Source organism: Marimonas arenosa (assembly GCF_030848945.1).
Lineage (GTDB): Bacteria > Pseudomonadota > Alphaproteobacteria > Rhodobacterales > Rhodobacteraceae > Marimonas > Marimonas arenosa.
Map to the genome: position 1 here is coordinate 493,202 of NZ_JANHAX010000003.1, position 16,821 is coordinate 510,022.

18 protein-coding genes are annotated in these 16,821 nt (G+C 66.0%); 8 read left to right on the top strand and 10 right to left on the bottom strand.

All coding sequences use genetic code 11. The features are described from left to right. Positions 1 to 32: 32 nt before the first annotated feature. From cobM to NO357_RS12640, 7 genes are all read right to left on the bottom strand, one after another. The gene (cobM, locus tag NO357_RS12610) at positions 33 to 824 is read right to left on the bottom strand and encodes a precorrin-4 C(11)-methyltransferase (RefSeq protein ID WP_306736025.1); all 792 of its coding nucleotides are present in this window, start codon (positions 822 to 824) and stop codon (positions 33 to 35) included. Continuing rightward, complete coding sequence (cobJ, locus tag NO357_RS12615) at positions 821 to 2,626, bottom strand: precorrin-3B C(17)-methyltransferase (protein ID WP_306736026.1); 1,806 nt, start codon at positions 2,624 to 2,626, stop codon at positions 821 to 823. The genes cobM and cobJ overlap by 4 nt, the downstream gene beginning before the upstream one ends. Beyond that, positions 2,617 to 3,318, bottom strand: a complete 702-nt coding sequence (cobI, locus tag NO357_RS12620; RefSeq protein WP_306736027.1) for a precorrin-2 C(20)-methyltransferase — start codon at positions 3,316 to 3,318, stop codon at positions 2,617 to 2,619. Before cobI ends, cobJ begins: the two co-directional genes overlap by 10 nt. Positions 3,319 to 3,320: 2 nt before the next feature. Then, positions 3,321 to 4,523, bottom strand: a complete 1,203-nt coding sequence (gene cbiE, locus NO357_RS12625) for a precorrin-6y C5,15-methyltransferase (decarboxylating) subunit CbiE (protein WP_306736028.1) — start codon at positions 4,521 to 4,523, stop codon at positions 3,321 to 3,323. Next, the gene (locus NO357_RS12630; protein WP_306736029.1) at positions 4,520 to 5,158 is read right to left on the bottom strand and encodes a precorrin-8X methylmutase; all 639 of its coding nucleotides are present in this window, start codon (positions 5,156 to 5,158) and stop codon (positions 4,520 to 4,522) included. Before NO357_RS12630 ends, cbiE begins: the two co-directional genes overlap by 4 nt. A gap of 85 nt (positions 5,159 to 5,243) precedes the next feature. Then, positions 5,244 to 6,452, bottom strand: a complete 1,209-nt coding sequence (locus NO357_RS12635) for a sirohydrochlorin chelatase (RefSeq protein WP_306736030.1) — start codon at positions 6,450 to 6,452, stop codon at positions 5,244 to 5,246. Positions 6,453 to 6,457: 5 nt separating this feature from the next. After that, positions 6,458 to 6,676: a DUF6732 family protein gene (locus tag NO357_RS12640; RefSeq protein ID WP_306736031.1), complete on the bottom strand. Its 219-nt coding sequence runs from the start codon at positions 6,674 to 6,676 to the stop codon at positions 6,458 to 6,460. 313 nt (positions 6,677 to 6,989) lie between these two features. Here NO357_RS12640 and NO357_RS12645 point away from each other — a divergent pair, with 313 nt between their 5' ends. After that, a complete protein-coding gene (locus NO357_RS12645) occupies positions 6,990 to 7,976 on the top strand; it encodes a glutathione S-transferase family protein (protein WP_306736032.1) in 987 nt (328 codons plus the stop codon). 168 nt (positions 7,977 to 8,144) lie between these two features. Here the strand turns inward: NO357_RS12645 and NO357_RS12650 are convergent, their stop codons facing one another. Continuing rightward, positions 8,145 to 8,510 (bottom strand): response regulator, encoded by a 366-nt coding sequence (locus NO357_RS12650; RefSeq protein ID WP_306736033.1) that lies wholly within the window; start codon positions 8,508 to 8,510, stop codon positions 8,145 to 8,147. Positions 8,511 to 8,661: 151 nt separating this feature from the next. Here NO357_RS12650 and NO357_RS12655 point away from each other — a divergent pair, with 151 nt between their 5' ends. From NO357_RS12655 to recO, 7 genes are all read left to right on the top strand, one after another. Beyond that, the gene (locus NO357_RS12655) at positions 8,662 to 9,063 is read left to right on the top strand and encodes a DUF1636 family protein (RefSeq protein WP_306736034.1); all 402 of its coding nucleotides are present in this window, start codon (positions 8,662 to 8,664) and stop codon (positions 9,061 to 9,063) included. Further along, complete coding sequence (locus NO357_RS12660) at positions 9,060 to 10,076, top strand: threonine-phosphate decarboxylase (RefSeq protein ID WP_306736035.1); 1,017 nt, start codon at positions 9,060 to 9,062, stop codon at positions 10,074 to 10,076. Before NO357_RS12655 ends, NO357_RS12660 begins: the two co-directional genes overlap by 4 nt. 52 nt (positions 10,077 to 10,128) lie before the next feature. Then, the gene (gene cbiB / locus NO357_RS12665) at positions 10,129 to 11,025 is read left to right on the top strand and encodes an adenosylcobinamide-phosphate synthase CbiB (RefSeq protein ID WP_306736036.1); all 897 of its coding nucleotides are present in this window, start codon (positions 10,129 to 10,131) and stop codon (positions 11,023 to 11,025) included. 60 nt (positions 11,026 to 11,085) lie between these two features. Beyond that, entirely contained in the window at positions 11,086 to 12,258 is a 1,173-nt protein-coding gene (locus tag NO357_RS12670; RefSeq protein ID WP_306736037.1) for a lytic murein transglycosylase, read from the top strand. Between the two features lie 227 nt (positions 12,259 to 12,485). Beyond that, a complete protein-coding gene (locus tag NO357_RS12675) occupies positions 12,486 to 13,748 on the top strand; it encodes an aspartate aminotransferase family protein (RefSeq protein WP_306736038.1) in 1,263 nt (420 codons plus the stop codon). Beyond that, positions 13,741 to 14,691, top strand: coding sequence for a phosphotransferase enzyme family protein (locus NO357_RS12680; RefSeq protein ID WP_306736039.1), 951 nt, complete (start codon positions 13,741 to 13,743; stop codon positions 14,689 to 14,691). Before NO357_RS12675 ends, NO357_RS12680 begins: the two co-directional genes overlap by 8 nt. A gap of 419 nt (positions 14,692 to 15,110) precedes the next feature. After that, positions 15,111 to 15,845, top strand: coding sequence for a DNA repair protein RecO (recO, locus tag NO357_RS12685; RefSeq protein ID WP_306736040.1), 735 nt, complete (start codon positions 15,111 to 15,113; stop codon positions 15,843 to 15,845). On the opposite strand, the gene NO357_RS12690 is transcribed toward recO, so the two are convergent. Together NO357_RS12690 and NO357_RS12695 are read right to left on the bottom strand one after the other, a co-directional pair. Further along, positions 15,820 to 16,218, bottom strand: coding sequence for an META domain-containing protein (locus tag NO357_RS12690; RefSeq protein WP_306736041.1), 399 nt, complete (start codon positions 16,216 to 16,218; stop codon positions 15,820 to 15,822). The two genes, recO and NO357_RS12690, sit on opposite strands and share 26 nt — an antisense overlap. Continuing rightward, positions 16,215 to 16,724 (bottom strand): TetR/AcrR family transcriptional regulator, encoded by a 510-nt coding sequence (locus NO357_RS12695; protein ID WP_306736042.1) that lies wholly within the window; start codon positions 16,722 to 16,724, stop codon positions 16,215 to 16,217. The genes NO357_RS12690 and NO357_RS12695 overlap by 4 nt, the downstream gene beginning before the upstream one ends. Positions 16,725 to 16,821 lie beyond the last annotated feature (97 nt).

Below are 16,821 nucleotides of genomic sequence, written 5' to 3' on the forward strand. Positions count from 1 at the left end.
TTGATGATATGCGGCGATTCCCTCGGACGACCCTATGTGTTGTGGTCTTCTACCAGGTCGACACCTGCTACTGGGCGTAGCACATGGGGTTTCGCCGGGTCATAGAGCGCCGAATCGGTGAAGTCATGCGATTCGGCCAGCGCCGGTCCGACCAGGATCAGCGCGGTGCGGGTGATCTTGGCAGCGCGGACCGCGGCGCGGATGTCAGAAAGCGTGCCGCGGATGATCTGCTGATCCGGCCAGCCGACGCGATAGGCCACCACCACCGGGCAATCGGAGCCGTAATGCGGGGTCAGCTGGCGCTCGATCTCGCGCATGTTGCGCACGGCGAGGTGGATGGCGAGCGTGGCACCGCTGCGGCCGAAGTTTTCCAGGGTTTCGCCCGGCGGCATCGAGGTGGATTGCATCGACAGGCGGGTCAGCACGATCGACTGGGCGATCTCGGGGATGGTGAGTTCCTGCCCGATGGCGGCGGCGGCGGCGGCATAGGCGGGCACGCCGGGGATGATCTGGTAGTCGATGCCGTCGGCCTTGAGCCGCCGGATCTGCTCGGCGATCGCGCCATAAAGCGAGGGATCGCCGGAATGCACGCGGGCCACGTCTTCGCCACGGTCATGGGCGGCGCGGATCTCGGCATGGGTGTCGTCGAGCGTCATCGCCGCGGTGTCCATCACGCGCGCACCCTGCGGTGCGCAGGCCACCACCTCGGGCGGGACCAGCGAGCCGGCATAGAGGCAGACCGGGCAGTCGGAAATGATGCGTTGGGCCTTGAGCGTTAGCAACTCGGGGTCGCCCGGACCGGCGCCGATGAAATAGACGGTCATTGAGGGGGTCCTTTTGCCAGATCGCCATCGATCTTGCGGGCATAGCCGCGCGGGGTGAACATGCGCGGGCCCTCGCCCAGTTGCGCCAGCCGGGTGTTGGATGACCCGACCAGCACGACGGTGAGCATGTCGACCTCGTCAACCTGCAGCTCATCAAGCCTACGGTAGCGTATGGTTTCTTCCGGACGCCCGAGATTGGTGGCCAGCATTACCGGCGTATCGGCGAGGCGGTGGCGCAGCAGAATTTCGCGCGCTTCGGCCAGCAGGGTGCGGCGGGTCTTGCTGACCGGATTGTAGAACGCGATCACGAAATCGCCCTCGGCCGCGGCCTTGATGCGGCGCAGGATGTCGGCCCGGGGTGTCAGCAGATCGGAGAGCGATATGGTGCAGAAATCATGTCCCAGGGGGGCCCCGGCGCGGGCGGCCGCGCCCTGCAGGGCTGAGACGCCGGGCGAGCAGACGATTTCGGCGCGTCGGGCGGCATCAGAAACGCCGTGATCCTCCGGCGTCCGGTCGAGCAGCTCGAAAACCAGCGCGCCCATGGCATAGATGCCGGCATCGCCAGAGCAGATCAGCGCGACGTTGTGGCCTTCGCCGGCCCGTTCGAGCGCATAGCGGCAGCGGGCCTCTTCGCCGCCCAGCGGGAAATCCGAGCGTTGTTTGCCGGCGGCGAGCGGGCCCAGCAGGTCGATATAAAGCCCGTAGCCGACCAACTCGTCGGCCTCGGCGATGAGCCGTGACACCTCGGGCGTGCGCCACGCGGCCTGGCCGGGGCCGATACCCACCACCGACAGGCGGCCGCGGGGACGGCCGTTAAGTTGGGTCAAGGGTGCATCCGCGCGGGAGAGGGCGCAGGTGCAGTTTTCCGTCTTGCGCTTGGGAACGGCAAGGTCGCCGCCGATGGCGAGCGCGGCCGCTTCCGAGACGCCATGCGTGCCGACTTCGGCGAAGACGACTTCGGACGGGTTGGCCAGACGCGGAGTTTGCGCTTCGAGTTCTTCCGCCGAGAACAACCGCAGCGGCACGTTCAGGCGGCGGGCGGTCTGAATCATCGCGGGTTCGTCGGCCTTGAGGTCGATGGTGGCGACGCAGGCGATCGCGCCCGGGGCGATGTCGTTCTTCTCCAGCGTTTGCGTCACGAGTTGCCACATCTCTTCCGGGTCGGCGCCTCGGGCGCAGCCTAGGCCCAGAGCATACGCTTGCGGATGGTAAACGAGCCGCTGACGGCTCCCCGGCACGGACGTCTCACTGACGCAGAGCTCAATGTCGCCGCCGGTGTCGTCGAGGCCGAAGATGTCGGGGCCGCTGAGCGTGAACCCGGCGCCGTTCAGCAGCGCGGCCATCACCGGCTTGGCATGCTCGGGGTTGGCAAGGCGGTAGCCTGCGGGCGGTTCGTCGAGCGCCACGCCAAGCGCGATGTCGCCGGCGGTGGTGACGGCGGGGGTGGCGCCGATGGCCCCGGCGATCCGCCGCGCCAGCCGGTTGGCGCCGCGATGGCCGCCGAGCAGGGGCACGACGACCTTGCCGTCGTCGGAGATCGAGAGAACCGGCGGTTCGGTGGTCTTGTCGGACAGCAGGGGTGCAACGGCGCGGACCAGGATGCCCGAGGCGCAGACGCCAATGATCGGTGTGCCGGCGGCAAACAGATCGCGGGCGTGATCGAGCGCATTGGGGAAGAACGCGTCGGCCTTGTCAACGCGGGCTTCGCGGCCATGCACCGGCGCGCCGAGCGCGGTGGCGAGGCGGTGCGCCAACGGTTCGCCGGCGCGGTTGAGGCACAGGATCACGGGGGTCACAGCCATGGGTCGGCGCCTTTCGTGACGAGAATCATCGAGAAATAGGGGGCGGATTGCGGCGCGTCTGAGAGCGGCACGGCGCGCTCATCCGGCAGGGTGGCGCGTTCGATGTAATGGGCGCGACCGGTGAGGCCGAGTTCGTTCAGCAGCGCGCGGACACGCGGCATGTGGCGGCCGAGCTTCACGATGGCGAAACTGTTAGCCGATTCCATACGCCCACGAAGGGTTTTGTCGTCGAGCGGGGCGGGCAGCACGGCGAACACCTCGTTGCGTGCGGTCAGCGGCAGGCCGGCACGCGCCGCCGCGGCCATGACCGAGGCGACACCGGGAACAACCTCGACCGTATGGTGCGGCGCCAACCGGGCATGGACATACATGAACGAGCCGTAGAAGAATGGATCGCCTTCGCAGAGAAAGGCGACATCCTGGCCGCAGTCCAGCGCCTCGGCGATGCGTGCCGCACCGAGGTCATACGCCGCCTGCGCCGGGGCGCGGTCGCGGGTCATCGGGATGTCGAGGCGGATCTCGTGGGCGCTGGCGGAGATATGCGTCGCGGCGATGTTGCGGGCGATACTTTCGGTGCCGGGAAGCGCCGGATAGGCAATGATCGGGGTGGCGGCGATCAGGCGTGCTGCCTTCAGCGTAATCAGTTCAGGATCGCCGGGACCAAGGCCGACGCCAAAGAGAGTTCCCGGCATTGTCATCGTTTCACGAGGCTCCACTGCGTGACCGGCATCAACGGACGCCAGCCAGTGCGGGGACCAACCGGCGCGGCGCGGGAGATCTGGAGCTTGACCAACTGGCCTCCATATTTCTTGTTCAATTCCAGAAGGATGGCCTCGGATTCCAGCGTCACGGCGTTGGCGACGAGACGGCCCAGCGGACGCAGTGCCTCCCAGGCGGCGTCCAAGGTCTGGTGGCTGAGCCCGCCGCCGATGAAGATCGCGTCGGGCGGCTCCAGCCCGGTGAGCGCCTGTGGCACGGTGCCGTCGATCAGCTCGAGCCGGGGTGTGCCCAGCGCCAGCGCGTTGGCGGCGGCCAGCGCGCGGCGGTCGGGCCGCGGTTCGATGCCGATGGCGCGGGTGTGGCGGGCGCCGCGCATCCATTCTATGGCGACCGAGCCGCATCCCGACCCGATATCCCACAACAGCGCGCCGCGCATCGGCATCAGCTTGGCCAGCGTGGCGGCGCGGACCTCCTGCTTGGTCATGGTGCCGTCGGATTGGAACATCTCGTCCGGCAGGCCGGGCACGCGCGGCAAGAGCGCGGCATCCGGCGCGGCGACGCATTCGACCGCCAGCGTGTTGAAGGCGGGAACGGTGTGGGCCCAGGTTGCGGCGATCCCGTCGAAGCGTTGTTCGTTTTTGCCGCCCATACTCGCCAGTACGGTCATGCGCGATTGGCCGAAGCCGCGCTCGGCGAGGAAGCGGGCGATCTGCGCCGGCGTTTCCTCGCCGGTGGTGAGGATCAGCAACCGCGCATCCGGCTGGATGAAGGCGATCATCTGCTCGACCGGGCGGCCATGCACGGTGAGGGTTTCGAGATCGGCCATCGACCAGCCCATTCGGGCCGCGGCCAGTTGAAACGCCGAAAGCTGGGGGTGGTAGGTGATTTCGGCCGGGTCGATGGCGCGGCCGATACGGGCGCCGACCGAGAACCACAAGGGATCGCCGGTGGCGAGCACGACGACGCGCTTGCCCTTGAGCCCGGCCAGGTTGTCGATCAGCGCATCGAACGGCGAGGGCCAGGAGAGGCGTTCGGCGGTGGCGTTGCCCGACAGCGTGTGGTGCCGGTCGCCGCCGATGATGATTTCAGCCGCCTCGACCACGGCGCGGGTGGCCGGGGTCAGGCCCTCAAGCCCATCCTCGCCGATGCCGACAATATGCAGCCAAGGTGCGGTCACAAACGATCCTCCGGCAATCCGGCGGCCAGCGCGTTGACGGCTGCCGAAGCCATGGCGGAGCCGCCGCGGCGGCCGCGCAGGGCGATGAAATCCGCGCCGCGCGGATTGGCGGCGAGCTCGGCTTTGGATTCGGCGGCGCCGACGAACCCGACCGGGAAGCCGAGGATCAGTGCGGGCGGCGCGGCGCCGTCGTCGATTAGTTCCAGCAGGTGGAAGAGTGCCGTCGGTGCATTGCCGATGGCAACGACGGCGCCTTCGAGCCAGTCGGTCCAGAGCTCGACCGCGGCGGCCGAGCGGGTGTTGCCGATGCCGGCGGCGATTCCCCGCGTCTTGGGGTGGTTGAGGGTGCAGACTACCTCGTTCTTCGCTGGCAGATAACGGCGGATAATGCCGGCTGCGACCATTTCGCAATCGCACAGGATCGGCGCGCCGCGACGCAGCGCCGCGTGGCCGGCGTCATATGCCAGCGGTGAAAAGGCCAGACGGTCGGCGACCTCGACCATGCCGCAGGAGTGAATGAGGCGGATGGCAACAGATTGCAGGCCCGGGGGGAAGCGATCCAGCCGCGCTTCGCGCCGGACGGTGGCGAAGCTTTCGGCGTAGATGGCGCTGGGGTTTTTCTCGTAGGGGCGCAAGTCTGATCTTTCGCGAGTGGTGCCTGCGGGACCCGGGGCGCTGCCCCCGGACCCCCGAGGTATTTGGGGTCAGGTAAAGAGCGGATCAGGCACGGTGTTTTCGGGCGCTCTCAGGTCCATGCGGGTGTTTGGCGTGGGGATAGACTGGGTGGTGGTGGTGATGCTCGTGGTCGTGGGAATGGTCATGATCGTGGGAATGGTGGTGATGATGGTGCCGGTCAAGATCGAGCCGACACTCGCCGGTGCAGAACGTGTCGCAGAGTGTGCAGTCGGCGACATTGGAGCCCGGGGCGTTTGCCCCCTGGCCTTCGACATGGTGATGATGGCTTTCCTGTACGCTACCGACCTCAGCCTCGAAGCCCAGCACCTGGGTACGGTATTTGCACATCACACAATTGGTTGGCGGAACCTCGCTGAAAGCCGGATGGCCGGCCCGCTCCCCGGGCGGGATTTCACGGGTTTCGCCCGATTCCAACGCCAGGATCTGGGTGCGATAGGCGCAGGTGCCGCAATTGGGTGGCGGGGTCGTCGCCAGTTGTTCGGTCACGCGTTCGGCGAAGGTTTCGAGCACCTTGGGATGATCGCCAAGATACCCTGCCTTGACGAACTGGATGTCGGGATGCTGCGCCGCCACCTGATCGGTGAACCCGTAAATGCGATCGATCAGGATGCCGGAGAACAGGAAATAGGGGAAGACGACGATGCGCCTGTAGCCGAGTTTGGCAGCGTGGCGGAGGCATGGCTCGACCAGCGGGAAGGTGACGCCCGAATAGCCGACCTCAAGCCAGCCGAAACCCATGCCTTCCTGCAGCAGGCGCGCGATCTTGGCGACATTGCCGTTGGCGTCGGGATCGGACGCGCCGCGACCGATGACGACGAGGCAGGTTTCCGCGAGCGGCACGGCCCCGAGCTTGACATTGGCGCGATCCACCGCCTCCCGGATGCGGGCTCCGGCCGCGGCGATCATCTTGGGATCAACCCCGAGTTCACGGCCATAGGACACCTGCAAGCCGTGCTGCGCGGCATAGGTGTTGAGCACGGTGGGGATGTCGTTCTTGGTGTGCATCGCGGCAAACAACATGCCCGGGACGGCGAGGATGCGGTCACAACCTCTTTCTCGCAGCTTGTCGAGGCCGGCGCGGATCACCGGGTTGGCGAATTCGAGATAGCCGAATTCGCAATCCCAGTCGTCGGGGAAGTAGCCCGGCAGTTTCTCGGCCAGCACCGAGAATTCATCGACGGCTTTTTGAGAGCGCGAGCCGTGGCCGCAGATCATCACACCGATTTTCGACATCGGGGTCATGCCTCCTGAGGATCGGCTTCGGTGTCTTCGGTCTCGTCGCCTTCGGCGGCATCCTTGCGATCTTTCGCGGCCTTCCACAGCCCGATGGCAATAGCGGCACCGAGGGCGGCGGCACCGAGCCAGTGACCATGGCCGGCGACCTCGGCCAGGTGGCCGGGATGGGCCTGGGCGGCGCTGGCCATGAAGGTGGCGGTCGGGATGGTGAGCATGCGCATGTTGGTCCCCTCGTCGTTCAGATTGGCCCGACATGCCGAAACCCGAAGCGGCCAGGGTGGCCCGCTGTCGACGACGCCTGACCTGATCCCCGGGATGGGTCGATCCTGACAGACACTCCTTTCCGGCCCTTGGACGGGCTTCGTCTGTCTTTCGTATAGGCGGGGGCGCCGGTCGGTGCAATTCCCAATCCGCCGCGGCGGCTCTGCTTTACGACATGTGCGCTGATACGAAGGCCCCTGCGCGCGGAGCGCCTATTGGGTCCTACAACGGTGGTGCTTAGTCTTTGTAAAGCAAAGAAAAAGGAGCAGCGGTATGGGTCAGCTTGTGGACGGGACATGGACAACCGGATGGTATGACACCAAAAAAAGCGGCGGTGCGTTCAAGAGGACGACGGCCGGGTTTCGCAACTGGATCACGCCCGACGGGGCGCCGGGGCCGTCGGGCGAGGGGGGATTCGCGGCCGAGAGCGGGCGCTATCACATGTATGTCTCCTATGCCTGTCCCTGGGCGCATCGCACGCTGATCTTTCGCGCGCTCAAGGGGCTGGCGCCGCATGTCGGCGTGTCGGTTGTCCATCCCGACATGCTGGAGGACGGCTGGAGTTTCGACACCGAATTCCCCGGAGCGACAGGCGATGAGCTCTTTGGCTTGGCGTACCTGCGCGACATCTACGTCAGGGCTGATCCGCGGGTGTCCGGGCGGGTGACGGTCCCAGTGCTGTGGGACCGGGAGCGCGAAACCATCGTGTCGAATGAGAGTTCCGAAATTATCCGGATGTTCAATTCGGCCTTCGACGGCCTGACCGGCAACGATCTGGACTTCTGGCCCGCACCGCTTCGGAGCGAAATTGAGGACGTGAATTCAAGGATTTACGACACCTTGAACAATGGCGTGTACAAGGCTGGGTTTGCCACGACGCAGGCCGCCTACGAGGCGGCGGTGGTGCCGCTTTTCGAGACGCTCGACTGGCTGGAACGGTGTTTGTCCGAGCACCGCTACCTGATGGGAGACCGGGTCACCGAGGCCGACTGGCGGCTGTTCCCGACGCTGGTGCGGTTCGATGCGGTCTATCACGGCCACTTCAAGTGCAACCGGCGCAGGATCGTCGACTACCCCAATCTCTGGGCCTATACCCGCGAACTTTACCAATGGCCCGGCGTGCGCGAGACCGTGCACCTCGACCACATCACGCGGCACTATCATTACAGCCACGCGACCATAAATCCGCACCGGATCGTGCCGGTTGGCCCGGTTCTGGACTTTGAAATGGCCCATGGCCGGGCGGCGATGCGGGTTTGAAGCCGGAAATGAAACCAAAGTATCGTAAATCCGCCGTCCCGGCAGGTTAATCGCCGCGGACGCCCGGTTTTCGCGTGTATGGCGCGCTGGCTGGCAGTCTGGCTGCGAAGCGTATGGCATACGATCAGGTATGGATTCACCGGAAATTTACTTAATCCGGCGTGCGCTTCAGTCCCGCGGCCGGCCGTAGTGCTCGGCCATGGCGGCGATATCCTCGGGTGGCGTGTCGGCCTGAAGGAAGGCACAGGCGTTTGGGCAGAGCCGGAAGATCGATCCGTCGGAAAAGAAGCTGGTGTTGGTCACGAAGATCACCTGGGCCCGAGGATGGCGGAACGAGGCGAAATCGGCCACGGCGAGCGCGCTGCCGTCGTCGAGCACGATGTCGACGATCAGCACGTCGGTTTCCTGCGCCTGAAGATGCGCGACGGCGTCGGACTCGCCGACGGCCAAGGCGGTGTCGATCTCCTGGCGCTCGAGATGCATTTTCCAGATCAGACCGAGTTCGCGTTTGCTTTCGACAATGAGCGCTTTCATGTTCCCCCGGCCAGCGTTCAAGCGCCTTTCTTCATTAGAGTTTTCTTAACATATGAAATGAAGCAAAACATGAATAAAAGTTTAACTGTTGGCAACGCTGTGAACGGGATGGCTTGTTTCGCCATAGGAAATCCGGTTGAAGGGGCACCGGATGCTGGAATGGAGGCGCAAGGTGAACACCTGGATCACGATCTGCGATACCTGCAAGCGCGAAGGCTGGGACGCGGCGCGTGACGCGCAGACCGATGGCGAGGCGCTGGCGGCGCTGATCGAGGCGGCCGCCGAGGGCCGCGGCGAGGTCAGAACGCGCCGAGTCTCCTGCACTATGGGCTGCGAACGAGCCTGCAACGTGGTCGTACAGGCCGAAGGCAAGATTGGGTATTCCCTTGGGAAATTCACGCCTGACGCGGTGTCGGCGCAGGCGATTGTCGACTATGCCGGGTTACACGCTGCCAGCGAAACCGGCCAAGTGCCGTTCCGCGAGTGGCCACAGGGGGTGAAAGGCCATTTCGTGTCGCGCCAGGTGCCGCCGCCCGTGGATACGGAGGCATGAGCCAGCCGCGCGATCACGGCGGCGGGCTGGATGCCGCGGTGGCGCGCTGGGGCGGCGAGCGGGCCGACTGGATCGACCTATCGACCGGGATCAATCCGGTGCCCTATCCGGTCGGCGAGATTTCGCCCGAGGCGTGGACGGCGCTGCCTGACAACCGGGCGATGGAGCGGTTGTTGCAGGCGGCGCGGACGTTCTGGAATGTGCCGGAGGGGGCGGAAGTCGTTGCTGCCAATGGAGCAAGCGCAATCATTTCCGCGATGCCGCGGATGCGGGCGTTCGATTTGGTCTATATCCCGGGGCCGACCTACAACGAGCACGCGGCTGCTTTCGAGCTGGCGGAGTGGATCGTGTTGGACAAGCCTTCGGTCGAGGCGCGGGCGCAAGTTTTCGTTCATCCCAACAACCCGGATGGCAGGTTGGCCGATCCCCAAGTTGTCGGCAACCGCGCCTGGACGATTGTCGATGAAAGTTTCTGTGATGTCATGCCGGAGGCGAGCTTTGTCGCCCGCACCGATGAGCCGGGGGTGATGGTTCTGAAGAGCTTGGGCAAATTCTGGGGACTGGCCGGCCTGCGGTTGGGCTTCGCTATAGGCCACCCGAAGACGCTCCACGATCGCGGCCAGTCCCAACTGGAGCGTTGGTTTGGGAAGGGCAAACCCGTCACCGTCAGCTACGAGAACCCGGCGCTCGCGGATCTGTTGGGGCCGTGGTCGGTGTCTGGCCCGGCGCTGGAGGTCGGCGCGCGTGCGCTGGCCGATCGCCCCTGGGCCGCGGCGACGCGGGCGCGGCTGGCCGCGGATGCGGTGCGGCTTGACCGGTTAATGGCCAGGCACGGGCAGTTGCTGGGAGGAACCGACCTGTTCCGGCTTTACGCCGTCGAGGATGCGCTGGCGTTCCAGGCGGGTCTCGCCGAGCGGCATATCTGGAGCCGGGTCTTCCCTTATTCGGAGACTTGGCTGCGGCTGGGTCTGCCGGCGCCGCATCAGTGGGAGCGGTTGGAGGCGGCGTTGTGATCACGGCGACCGCAGGATCGCGGGTCGACGCCCGACCGTGTCGGGGCGCGCCATGAGCCTTCTGCTGGGCATGATCCTCGACGGGGTTTTCGGCGAGCCTCGGGTGGTCTGGGACCGGGTGCCGCATCCGGCGGTGCTGATGGGGCGCGCGGTGGGATGGTGCGACAGGCGGTTCAACCGCGGCCCGGCACGTCGGCTGAAGGGCGTGGCCTTGGTGGCGGCACTGGTGCTGGGGGCGGTGCTGTTGGGATGGGCGATCGCAGAGCTGGGCTGGCTGGCCGAGGTGCTGGCGGTGGCAGTGCTGCTGGCGCAGAAATCACTGGTCGATCACGTCCGCGCGGTGGCGACGGGATTGCGGATGTCGCTGACCGAGGGGCGGCGGGCGGTGGCGATGATCGTCGGAAGAGATACTGCCGCGATGGACGCGGGGGCGGTGGCGCGCGCCGCCATCGAAAGCGCGGCCGAAAACTTCAGTGACGGGGTGCTGGCGCCGGTATTTTGGTATCTCGTCGCCGGGCTGCCGGGGTTGCTGGTCTACAAGATCACCAACACAGCCGATAGCATGATCGGCTATCGCACCGAGCGGCACGCGGCGTTCGGCTGGGCCGCTGCGCGGCTCGATGACCTGTTGAATCTGGTGCCTGCGCGACTGACGGCGCTGCTGATTGCGGCCTCACATGCTCAATTGGGCGCGTGGCGGGAGATCGTTGCCGATGCCCGCCGCCACCGCTCGCCGAATGCCGGCTGGCCCGAGGCGGCGATGGCGCGGGCGCTTGGTGTCGCCCTGGCCGGACCGCGGTCTTATGACGGCGCGATGCGGGATTTTGCCTGGGTCAATCCGAACGGCGACCGTGCACCGGGGCCGCGCGAGATCGAGGCGGCCTGCACCGCGCTGTGGCGGGTTTGGGCCGGGCTTCTGGGGTTCGCGGTGCTGGCGGTGCTTTTCTGACTGGCACGCAATCGGGAAGCTGTTAACCTTTCCGGAATGCAATCGAGGACAAGTGGACAGATGCGTCGATTTCTTTCTGCCATCGCGGTCGGTGTCGGGGCACAGGCGGCTGCGGCCGAGGTGGCTTGCGGCGGCAGCTTCCAGGGCTTCGTGCAGGATCTGAAGACAGAGGCGGTGGCGATGGGCCATGCGCCGGCGACGGTGGACCGGTTCTTTGCCGGGGTGCGCCAGGACGCCAAGGTGCTCAAGGCCGATCGGGCACAGGGCGTGTTCCAGATGGATTTCACCAGCTTCGCCCGGCGGCTGATAAGCGCGGGACGGCTGAACACCGGCCGGTCGATGGCGCGGAAATTCGACCGCGTGTTCGATACCATCGAGCAGCGCTATGGCGTATCGCGGGGCGTGCTGCTGGCCTTCTGGGCGTTCGAGACCGATTACGGTGGCTTCCAGGGCAATTTCAATACCCTCAATGCGCTGGTGACCTTGTCGCATGATTGCCGGAGGCCGCACCTGTTCCGGCCGCAGATCTTCGCGGCACTGGAGCTTTTCGAGCGCGGGGATTTCGACCCGGCGCGCACCACCGGCGCCTGGGCGGGCGAGATCGGGATGGTGCAGATGCTGCCGCGCGACATCCTTGAGAACGGGGTTGACGGCGATGGTGACGGGCATGTCAGCCTGAAGACCTCGGCGCCAGATGCGCTGATGTCGGGGGCCAAGATGCTGCAAGGCCTGGGTTGGCGCGCCGGTGAGCCGTGGTTGCAGGAGGTGTCGGTGCCCGAGGGGCTCGACTGGTCGAAGACCGGGCTTGAGACCCAGCTGCCGACCGACGACTGGGCGAAGCTGGGGGTCAAGCCGCGCAAGGGGCGGCTGTCGGCGAACCTGCCGGCTTCGGTCATCATCCCGCAGGGGCGCAACGGACCGGCGTTTCTCGCCTATCCGAATTTCCGTGTCTATTTCGAGTGGAATCAGAGTTTCGTCTACGTGCTGACCGCGGCGTATTTCGCCACCCGTCTTGAGGGCGCCCCGGTGTTCGAGCCGGGCGACCCCGAGCCGGGACTGTCGGGAGAGCAGATGAAGGAGTTGCAGCGCAAGTTGCAGGCGATGGGCTACGACGTCGGCAAGATCGACGGAATCCTCGGCGCCGGCACCCGCGCCGCTGTGCGGTCGATGCAGGCAAAGTTGGGGATGCCGGTAGACGGCTGGCCGACGGCGGTGTTGCTCGGGCGGTTGTGAAAGAGTGTTCTGCCCCGCAGTCCGCATCGAGGCGCGGGCGAAGGCTCAAGGCCCGGCGGCCAAAGGCGCTTCTGCCTCAGCCGACCTTATCGGCGGAGCTTTCTGACGCTCGTTCCTTTCCGATTGAAACTGCCGGCGGCCCGGTAGGGTGCAATCCGGTTGTGGCCATGGCCAGCCGGTTCGTGCGATAGACGGTTCAGTTATCCCATGAACGGCAGGAAACAACTGTGAGCGAACCTCTTCTCGACCGTCGCGACCGCCTGCTCGGGCCGCGCCTGACCACTTTCTACGACGAACCGGTGCATCTGGTGCGGGGCGCGGGCACCAAGCTCTGGGATGCCGAGGGTCGCGAGTATCTCGACTGCTACAACAACGTGCCGCATGTCGGGCACTGCCATCCAAAGGTGGTCGAGGCGATCTGCCGTCAGGCTGGCACGCTCAATACCCATACACGCTATCTGCATGAGGGGATCGTGGCCTTTGCCGAGGATCTGACCGCGACCTTCGCCGAGCCACTGAACGCGATGACGTTCACGTGCACCGGGTCCGAGGCGAACGACATCGCACTGCGCATGGCCCGCGCGGTGACCGGCAAACGCGGTATCATCGCCACCGATCACACCTATCACGGCAACACCGATGCGGTGAGCCAGCTGTCTTGCACCAACCCGCCTCCCGACCGCTGGGACAGCGTCGAGTTCGTTCCCGCACCTGACAGTTATCGCCCGATCACGGCCGCGTCCTGGGCGGCGCATGTCGAAGCCGCGATCCGGCGGTTGGAGGAGAGGGGGCATGGCGTGGCGGCGCTGATCATCTGTCCGTTTTTTGCCAACGAAGGGTTCCCGGATTTGCCGGAGGGCTGGGTGTTGCCCGCGGTCGAGGCGGTGCGGCGCGCCGGCGGGCTGGTCATTGCCGACGAGGTGCAGCCCGGTTTCGGCCGGCTCGGCACGCATTTCTGGGGCCATGAGAAAGCCGGAGTCGTCCCTGAGATCGTGACGCTGGGTAAGCCGATGGGGAACGGTCACCCGGTGGCAGGCGTGGTGACCGAACGCCGGGTGATGGAGGCGTTCCGCGATACCTTCCGCTATTTCAACACCTTCGCCGGCAACCCTGTCAGCATGGCGGCAGCGCAGGCGACGCTGGACGTGATCCGCGAGGAAGAGTTGCAGGAAAATGCGCGCGCGGTGGGCGAGTATGCCCGCGACGGGCTGCGCGACCTGGCGGGGCGGCATGCCTGCATCGGGGATGTGCGCGGCGCGGGGCTGTTCCTTGGCGCGGAACTTGTGCTGGACCGGAGTGAGAAGACCCCAGCGACCGAATTTACCAAGAAGGTCGCCAATGCCCTGCGCCACAAGGGCGTGCTGATGAATTTCCTCGGCATTCACTACAACGTGTTGAAGATCCGCCCGCCGATGGTGTTTTCCCGCGACGATGCCGACCGGATGCTGGACGCGGTGGACGAAGCCTTGGGCGAGGTGCCGCTTGCTTGAGATCGCTCAGGAGGCGGCCCGGCTTTGGGGCTTTGACGGTGCCCGGGTGAGGCTGGCGGCACGGCGGGAGAACGTGGTGTTCCGCGTTGCGACCGGCGCCGGGGATTTCGCGCTTCGGCTACACCGCCCCGGATATCGCAGTGATGACGAACTGGCCTCGGAACTGGACTGGATGCATGTGCTGGCTGCCGGCGGGCTCGACGTGCCGGACCCGGTGGCGCGGCCGGAAGGCGGCTATCTCGCCACGGTCGGGGAGCACCAGGTGGATGTGCTGAGCTGGGTGCCGGGGGCGCCGCTGGGGCGGGCAGGTGAACTGGCCGGGGTTGGAGACCGCGCCGTCTTCTGCCGGCGACTCGGTGCCGTGATGGCGCGGATGCACGACATCTCGGACGCATGGGAAAGGCCCGCGGCGTTCACCCGGCCAGCCTGGGACCGGGACGGGCTTCTGGGTGAGGCGCCGCTGTGGGGCCGGTTCTGGGAGCATCCGCATCTGAAACCGGCGGAGCGAGTGTTGCTGGAGCGGGTCCGGGCGGCGGCGGGGCCGGTGCTGGCACGGCTGGAGGCCGGAGCGGATTACGGGCTGATCCATGCCGATCTGTTGAGCGAAAACATGCTGCGTGACGGCGACCGGGTTTTCCTGATCGATTTCGATGACGGCGGTTGGGGATTTCGCGATTTCGATCTCGCCACCTTCCTGTTGCGCTTCGAAGATGCACCGGATTACCCGGAGCTGCGCCGCGCGCTATGCGAGGGTTATGCCGTGCGGCGGCAGGTAAGACAGGACGAGCTCGATCTGTTCCTGTTGCTCAGGGCGCTGACCTATCCCGGCTGGATCGCTGACCGCCTGGGAGAGCCGGGGGCCGCGGAGCGCTCGCAACGGGCCGTCGCCACGGCCACACGCAGCGCCTGGCGCTGGCTGGAGACCTACGGAGGGACGCCATGAGCAACCACATGACGATCCCGTTGGTCGGCCCATATGACACCAAGAATGACGAGCTGACTTACCTGGCCCAATGCATCCGCGGGCAGGGCGGCCGGGCTGGCTCGGCGGGGCTGGCGCGAAGACGTCGATATCTGCCCGATGGATGCTGCGGGGCCGGCGGCGTTCTGCGCCGCGCTTCGCGCCAACCGTCCGGAGAACGTGGTACCGTGCGAACTCGACCAGTCCATCAAGGATGCTCCCGTCCGGGATGTGGCGCCCGGCTTCTTCGACGGCTTGGGGGGTGAAAGCGTGGTGAACTGGCGAGGCCCCCGCTGCGGCGCCGGCACCCGGGAGAAACGCGGCGCAATGCAGGGACATTGCGCAGCGGTTTGCGAAAATCCGTGATTCAGCTTTTTCCAGAAACCCTTTAGGTTTGCCGCATGGAGTGGCGGGATCAGGGGATATTGCTGGCGGTACGGCGGCACGGGGAAACCTCGGCCATTATCGAGGTGTTCACCGAGGCCCATGGCCGCCATGCCGGCGTGGTGCGTGGCGGCACCAGTCGGAAGATCGCGCCGATCCTGCAGCCAGGTGCGCAGCTTGATGTCACCTGGCGGGCACGGCTTGAAGATCATATCGGCACTTTTACCGTCGAGCCGATGCGCTCGCGTGCGGCCGCCGTGATGGGCTCGCGGCTGGCGCTGGCGGGGCTCAACGCGGTGACGGGCCTTCTGAGCTTCTGCTTGCCCGAGCGCGAGGCACATCCGAAGCTTTACGGGAAGACCGAGCCGCTGATGGATCTGCTGGGCCAGGACGAACTCTGGCCATTGGCCTATCTGCGCTGGGAACTGGCGCTTCTGGACGAGATGGGCTTCGGGCTGGACCTTGTCCGCTGTGCGGTCACCGGCGCGCGCGAGGGTCTGGTCTTTGTCTCGCCGAAATCGGGGCGGGCGGTGTCGCGCGCCGGCGCCGGGGACTGGGCCGACCAGCTGCTGCCACTGCCGCCCCTGATGCTGGGCCAAGGGGAGGCCCCGGACGAGGAAATCGCACAAGGATTTGAAACCACGGGTTATTTCCTGCGACACAAGTTGGCGCAGGAACTGGTGCACAAACCCCTGCCTGAGGCAAGACAGCGCTTTGTCGATCTTTTCACTCGCCGGATGCAGCGCGGGTGAAGACCATCGCGCCGCCTTCGTCATCTGTAAGAATGAGCAACTCGTGGTCAGCTTCGGCCAGCGTCATGCGTTCCAGCGCTGCGAAGAATCGGGTCTCGTCTGCCAAGTCAGGACAGGCGCGGCGGGTCGCGGCCAGCGGGCCGGGATCGAACCAGGGATAGGCCGACCACATCTCGCCCCGGAACCGGTTGCACGGACACTCGCCGGTGATCGTCCCGACCTCGGGGAATTCGAGCACGGCTTTGGATCGGAACGGCTTCCCGTCGAGTTCGATCAGCCGCCAGATCACGCCCGGGGCGTCGAACGGGCTGTGGCTGTCATGGGCCGCGCACGGTAGCGCAGTCAGGCAAAGCGCGGCGGCCAAGGCCTTCATCGCAGGGCGAGCACGAGGTCGATCAGGGTGGCCATGGTGGTATCGGACGCACCGCCAGGGAGAGACGCAAGCCCCAGACCGGCACCGTAAAGCGCGCGGGCGATATCGGGGTTCGACACCCCGACATCGCGGAGCACCGCCGACATCGCGTTGAGACGCAGTTGGTCGATCTCGGCCAGCTCGCCGGCGGCGGCCTGGTTTTCGCAGGCCCAGGCCCGCATGGCGGTTTCGCCGCCCGACTCCTGGCCGATTTTCTGCAACCGCAAAGAAACCGGATCGTCATGTTCGAGCACGGTAACCAGGGCGGTCGCGGCGCGGCGCTTCCAGGCTGCGGCGAGCTGTTCGTGGAAATCCGGCAATCCCTTGAAATGCCAGTAAAAGGAGCCTTTCGAGGCGCCCAGTTCCCGGGCCAGCGTTTCGGCGCCGAGCGCCGAAGGCCCTCTGGTTTCGAGCGCCGTGAGCCCGGCTTCGATCCAGCTGTCGGAGGAGAGTCTTTTCATTGCCATGCTCGATCCATACGCTCACGTATTGTGATTTGCAACAGGCCGCTTCGTCGCATCGCGGCTTGCATTGGCGGCGAGGAGACCGGATGATCGTGGCGAT

Bases quoted from the DNA above. Each gene is read 5' to 3' on its own strand.
- NO357_RS12655 (WP_306736034.1), top strand. From the start codon at position 8,662: ATGCTGGAATGGAGGCGCAAGGTGAACACCTGGATCACGATCTGCGAT.
- NO357_RS12635 (WP_306736030.1), bottom strand. From the start codon at position 6,452: ATGTCGAAAATCGGTGTGATGATCTGCGGCCACGGCTCGCGCTCTCAA.
- cobJ (WP_306736026.1), bottom strand. From the start codon at position 2,626: ATGGCTGTGACCCCCGTGATCCTGTGCCTCAACCGCGCCGGCGAACCG.
- NO357_RS12660 (WP_306736035.1), top strand. From the start codon at position 9,060: ATGAGCCAGCCGCGCGATCACGGCGGCGGGCTGGATGCCGCGGTGGCG.
- cobI (WP_306736027.1), bottom strand. From the start codon at position 3,318: ATGCCGGGAACTCTCTTTGGCGTCGGCCTTGGTCCCGGCGATCCTGAA.
- NO357_RS12640 (WP_306736031.1), bottom strand. From the start codon at position 6,676: ATGCGCATGCTCACCATCCCGACCGCCACCTTCATGGCCAGCGCCGCC.
- NO357_RS12690 (WP_306736041.1), bottom strand. From the start codon at position 16,218: ATGAAGGCCTTGGCCGCCGCGCTTTGCCTGACTGCGCTACCGTGCGCG.
- NO357_RS12670 (WP_306736037.1), top strand. From the start codon at position 11,086: ATGCGTCGATTTCTTTCTGCCATCGCGGTCGGTGTCGGGGCACAGGCG.
- cobM (WP_306736025.1), bottom strand. From the start codon at position 824: ATGACCGTCTATTTCATCGGCGCCGGTCCGGGCGACCCCGAGTTGCTA.
- NO357_RS12645 (WP_306736032.1), top strand. From the start codon at position 6,990: ATGGGTCAGCTTGTGGACGGGACATGGACAACCGGATGGTATGACACC.
- cbiB (WP_306736036.1), top strand. From the start codon at position 10,129: ATGAGCCTTCTGCTGGGCATGATCCTCGACGGGGTTTTCGGCGAGCCT.
- NO357_RS12650 (WP_306736033.1), bottom strand. From the start codon at position 8,510: ATGAAAGCGCTCATTGTCGAAAGCAAACGCGAACTCGGTCTGATCTGG.
- recO (WP_306736040.1), top strand. From the start codon at position 15,111: ATGGAGTGGCGGGATCAGGGGATATTGCTGGCGGTACGGCGGCACGGG.
- NO357_RS12695 (WP_306736042.1), bottom strand. From the start codon at position 16,724: ATGGCAATGAAAAGACTCTCCTCCGACAGCTGGATCGAAGCCGGGCTC.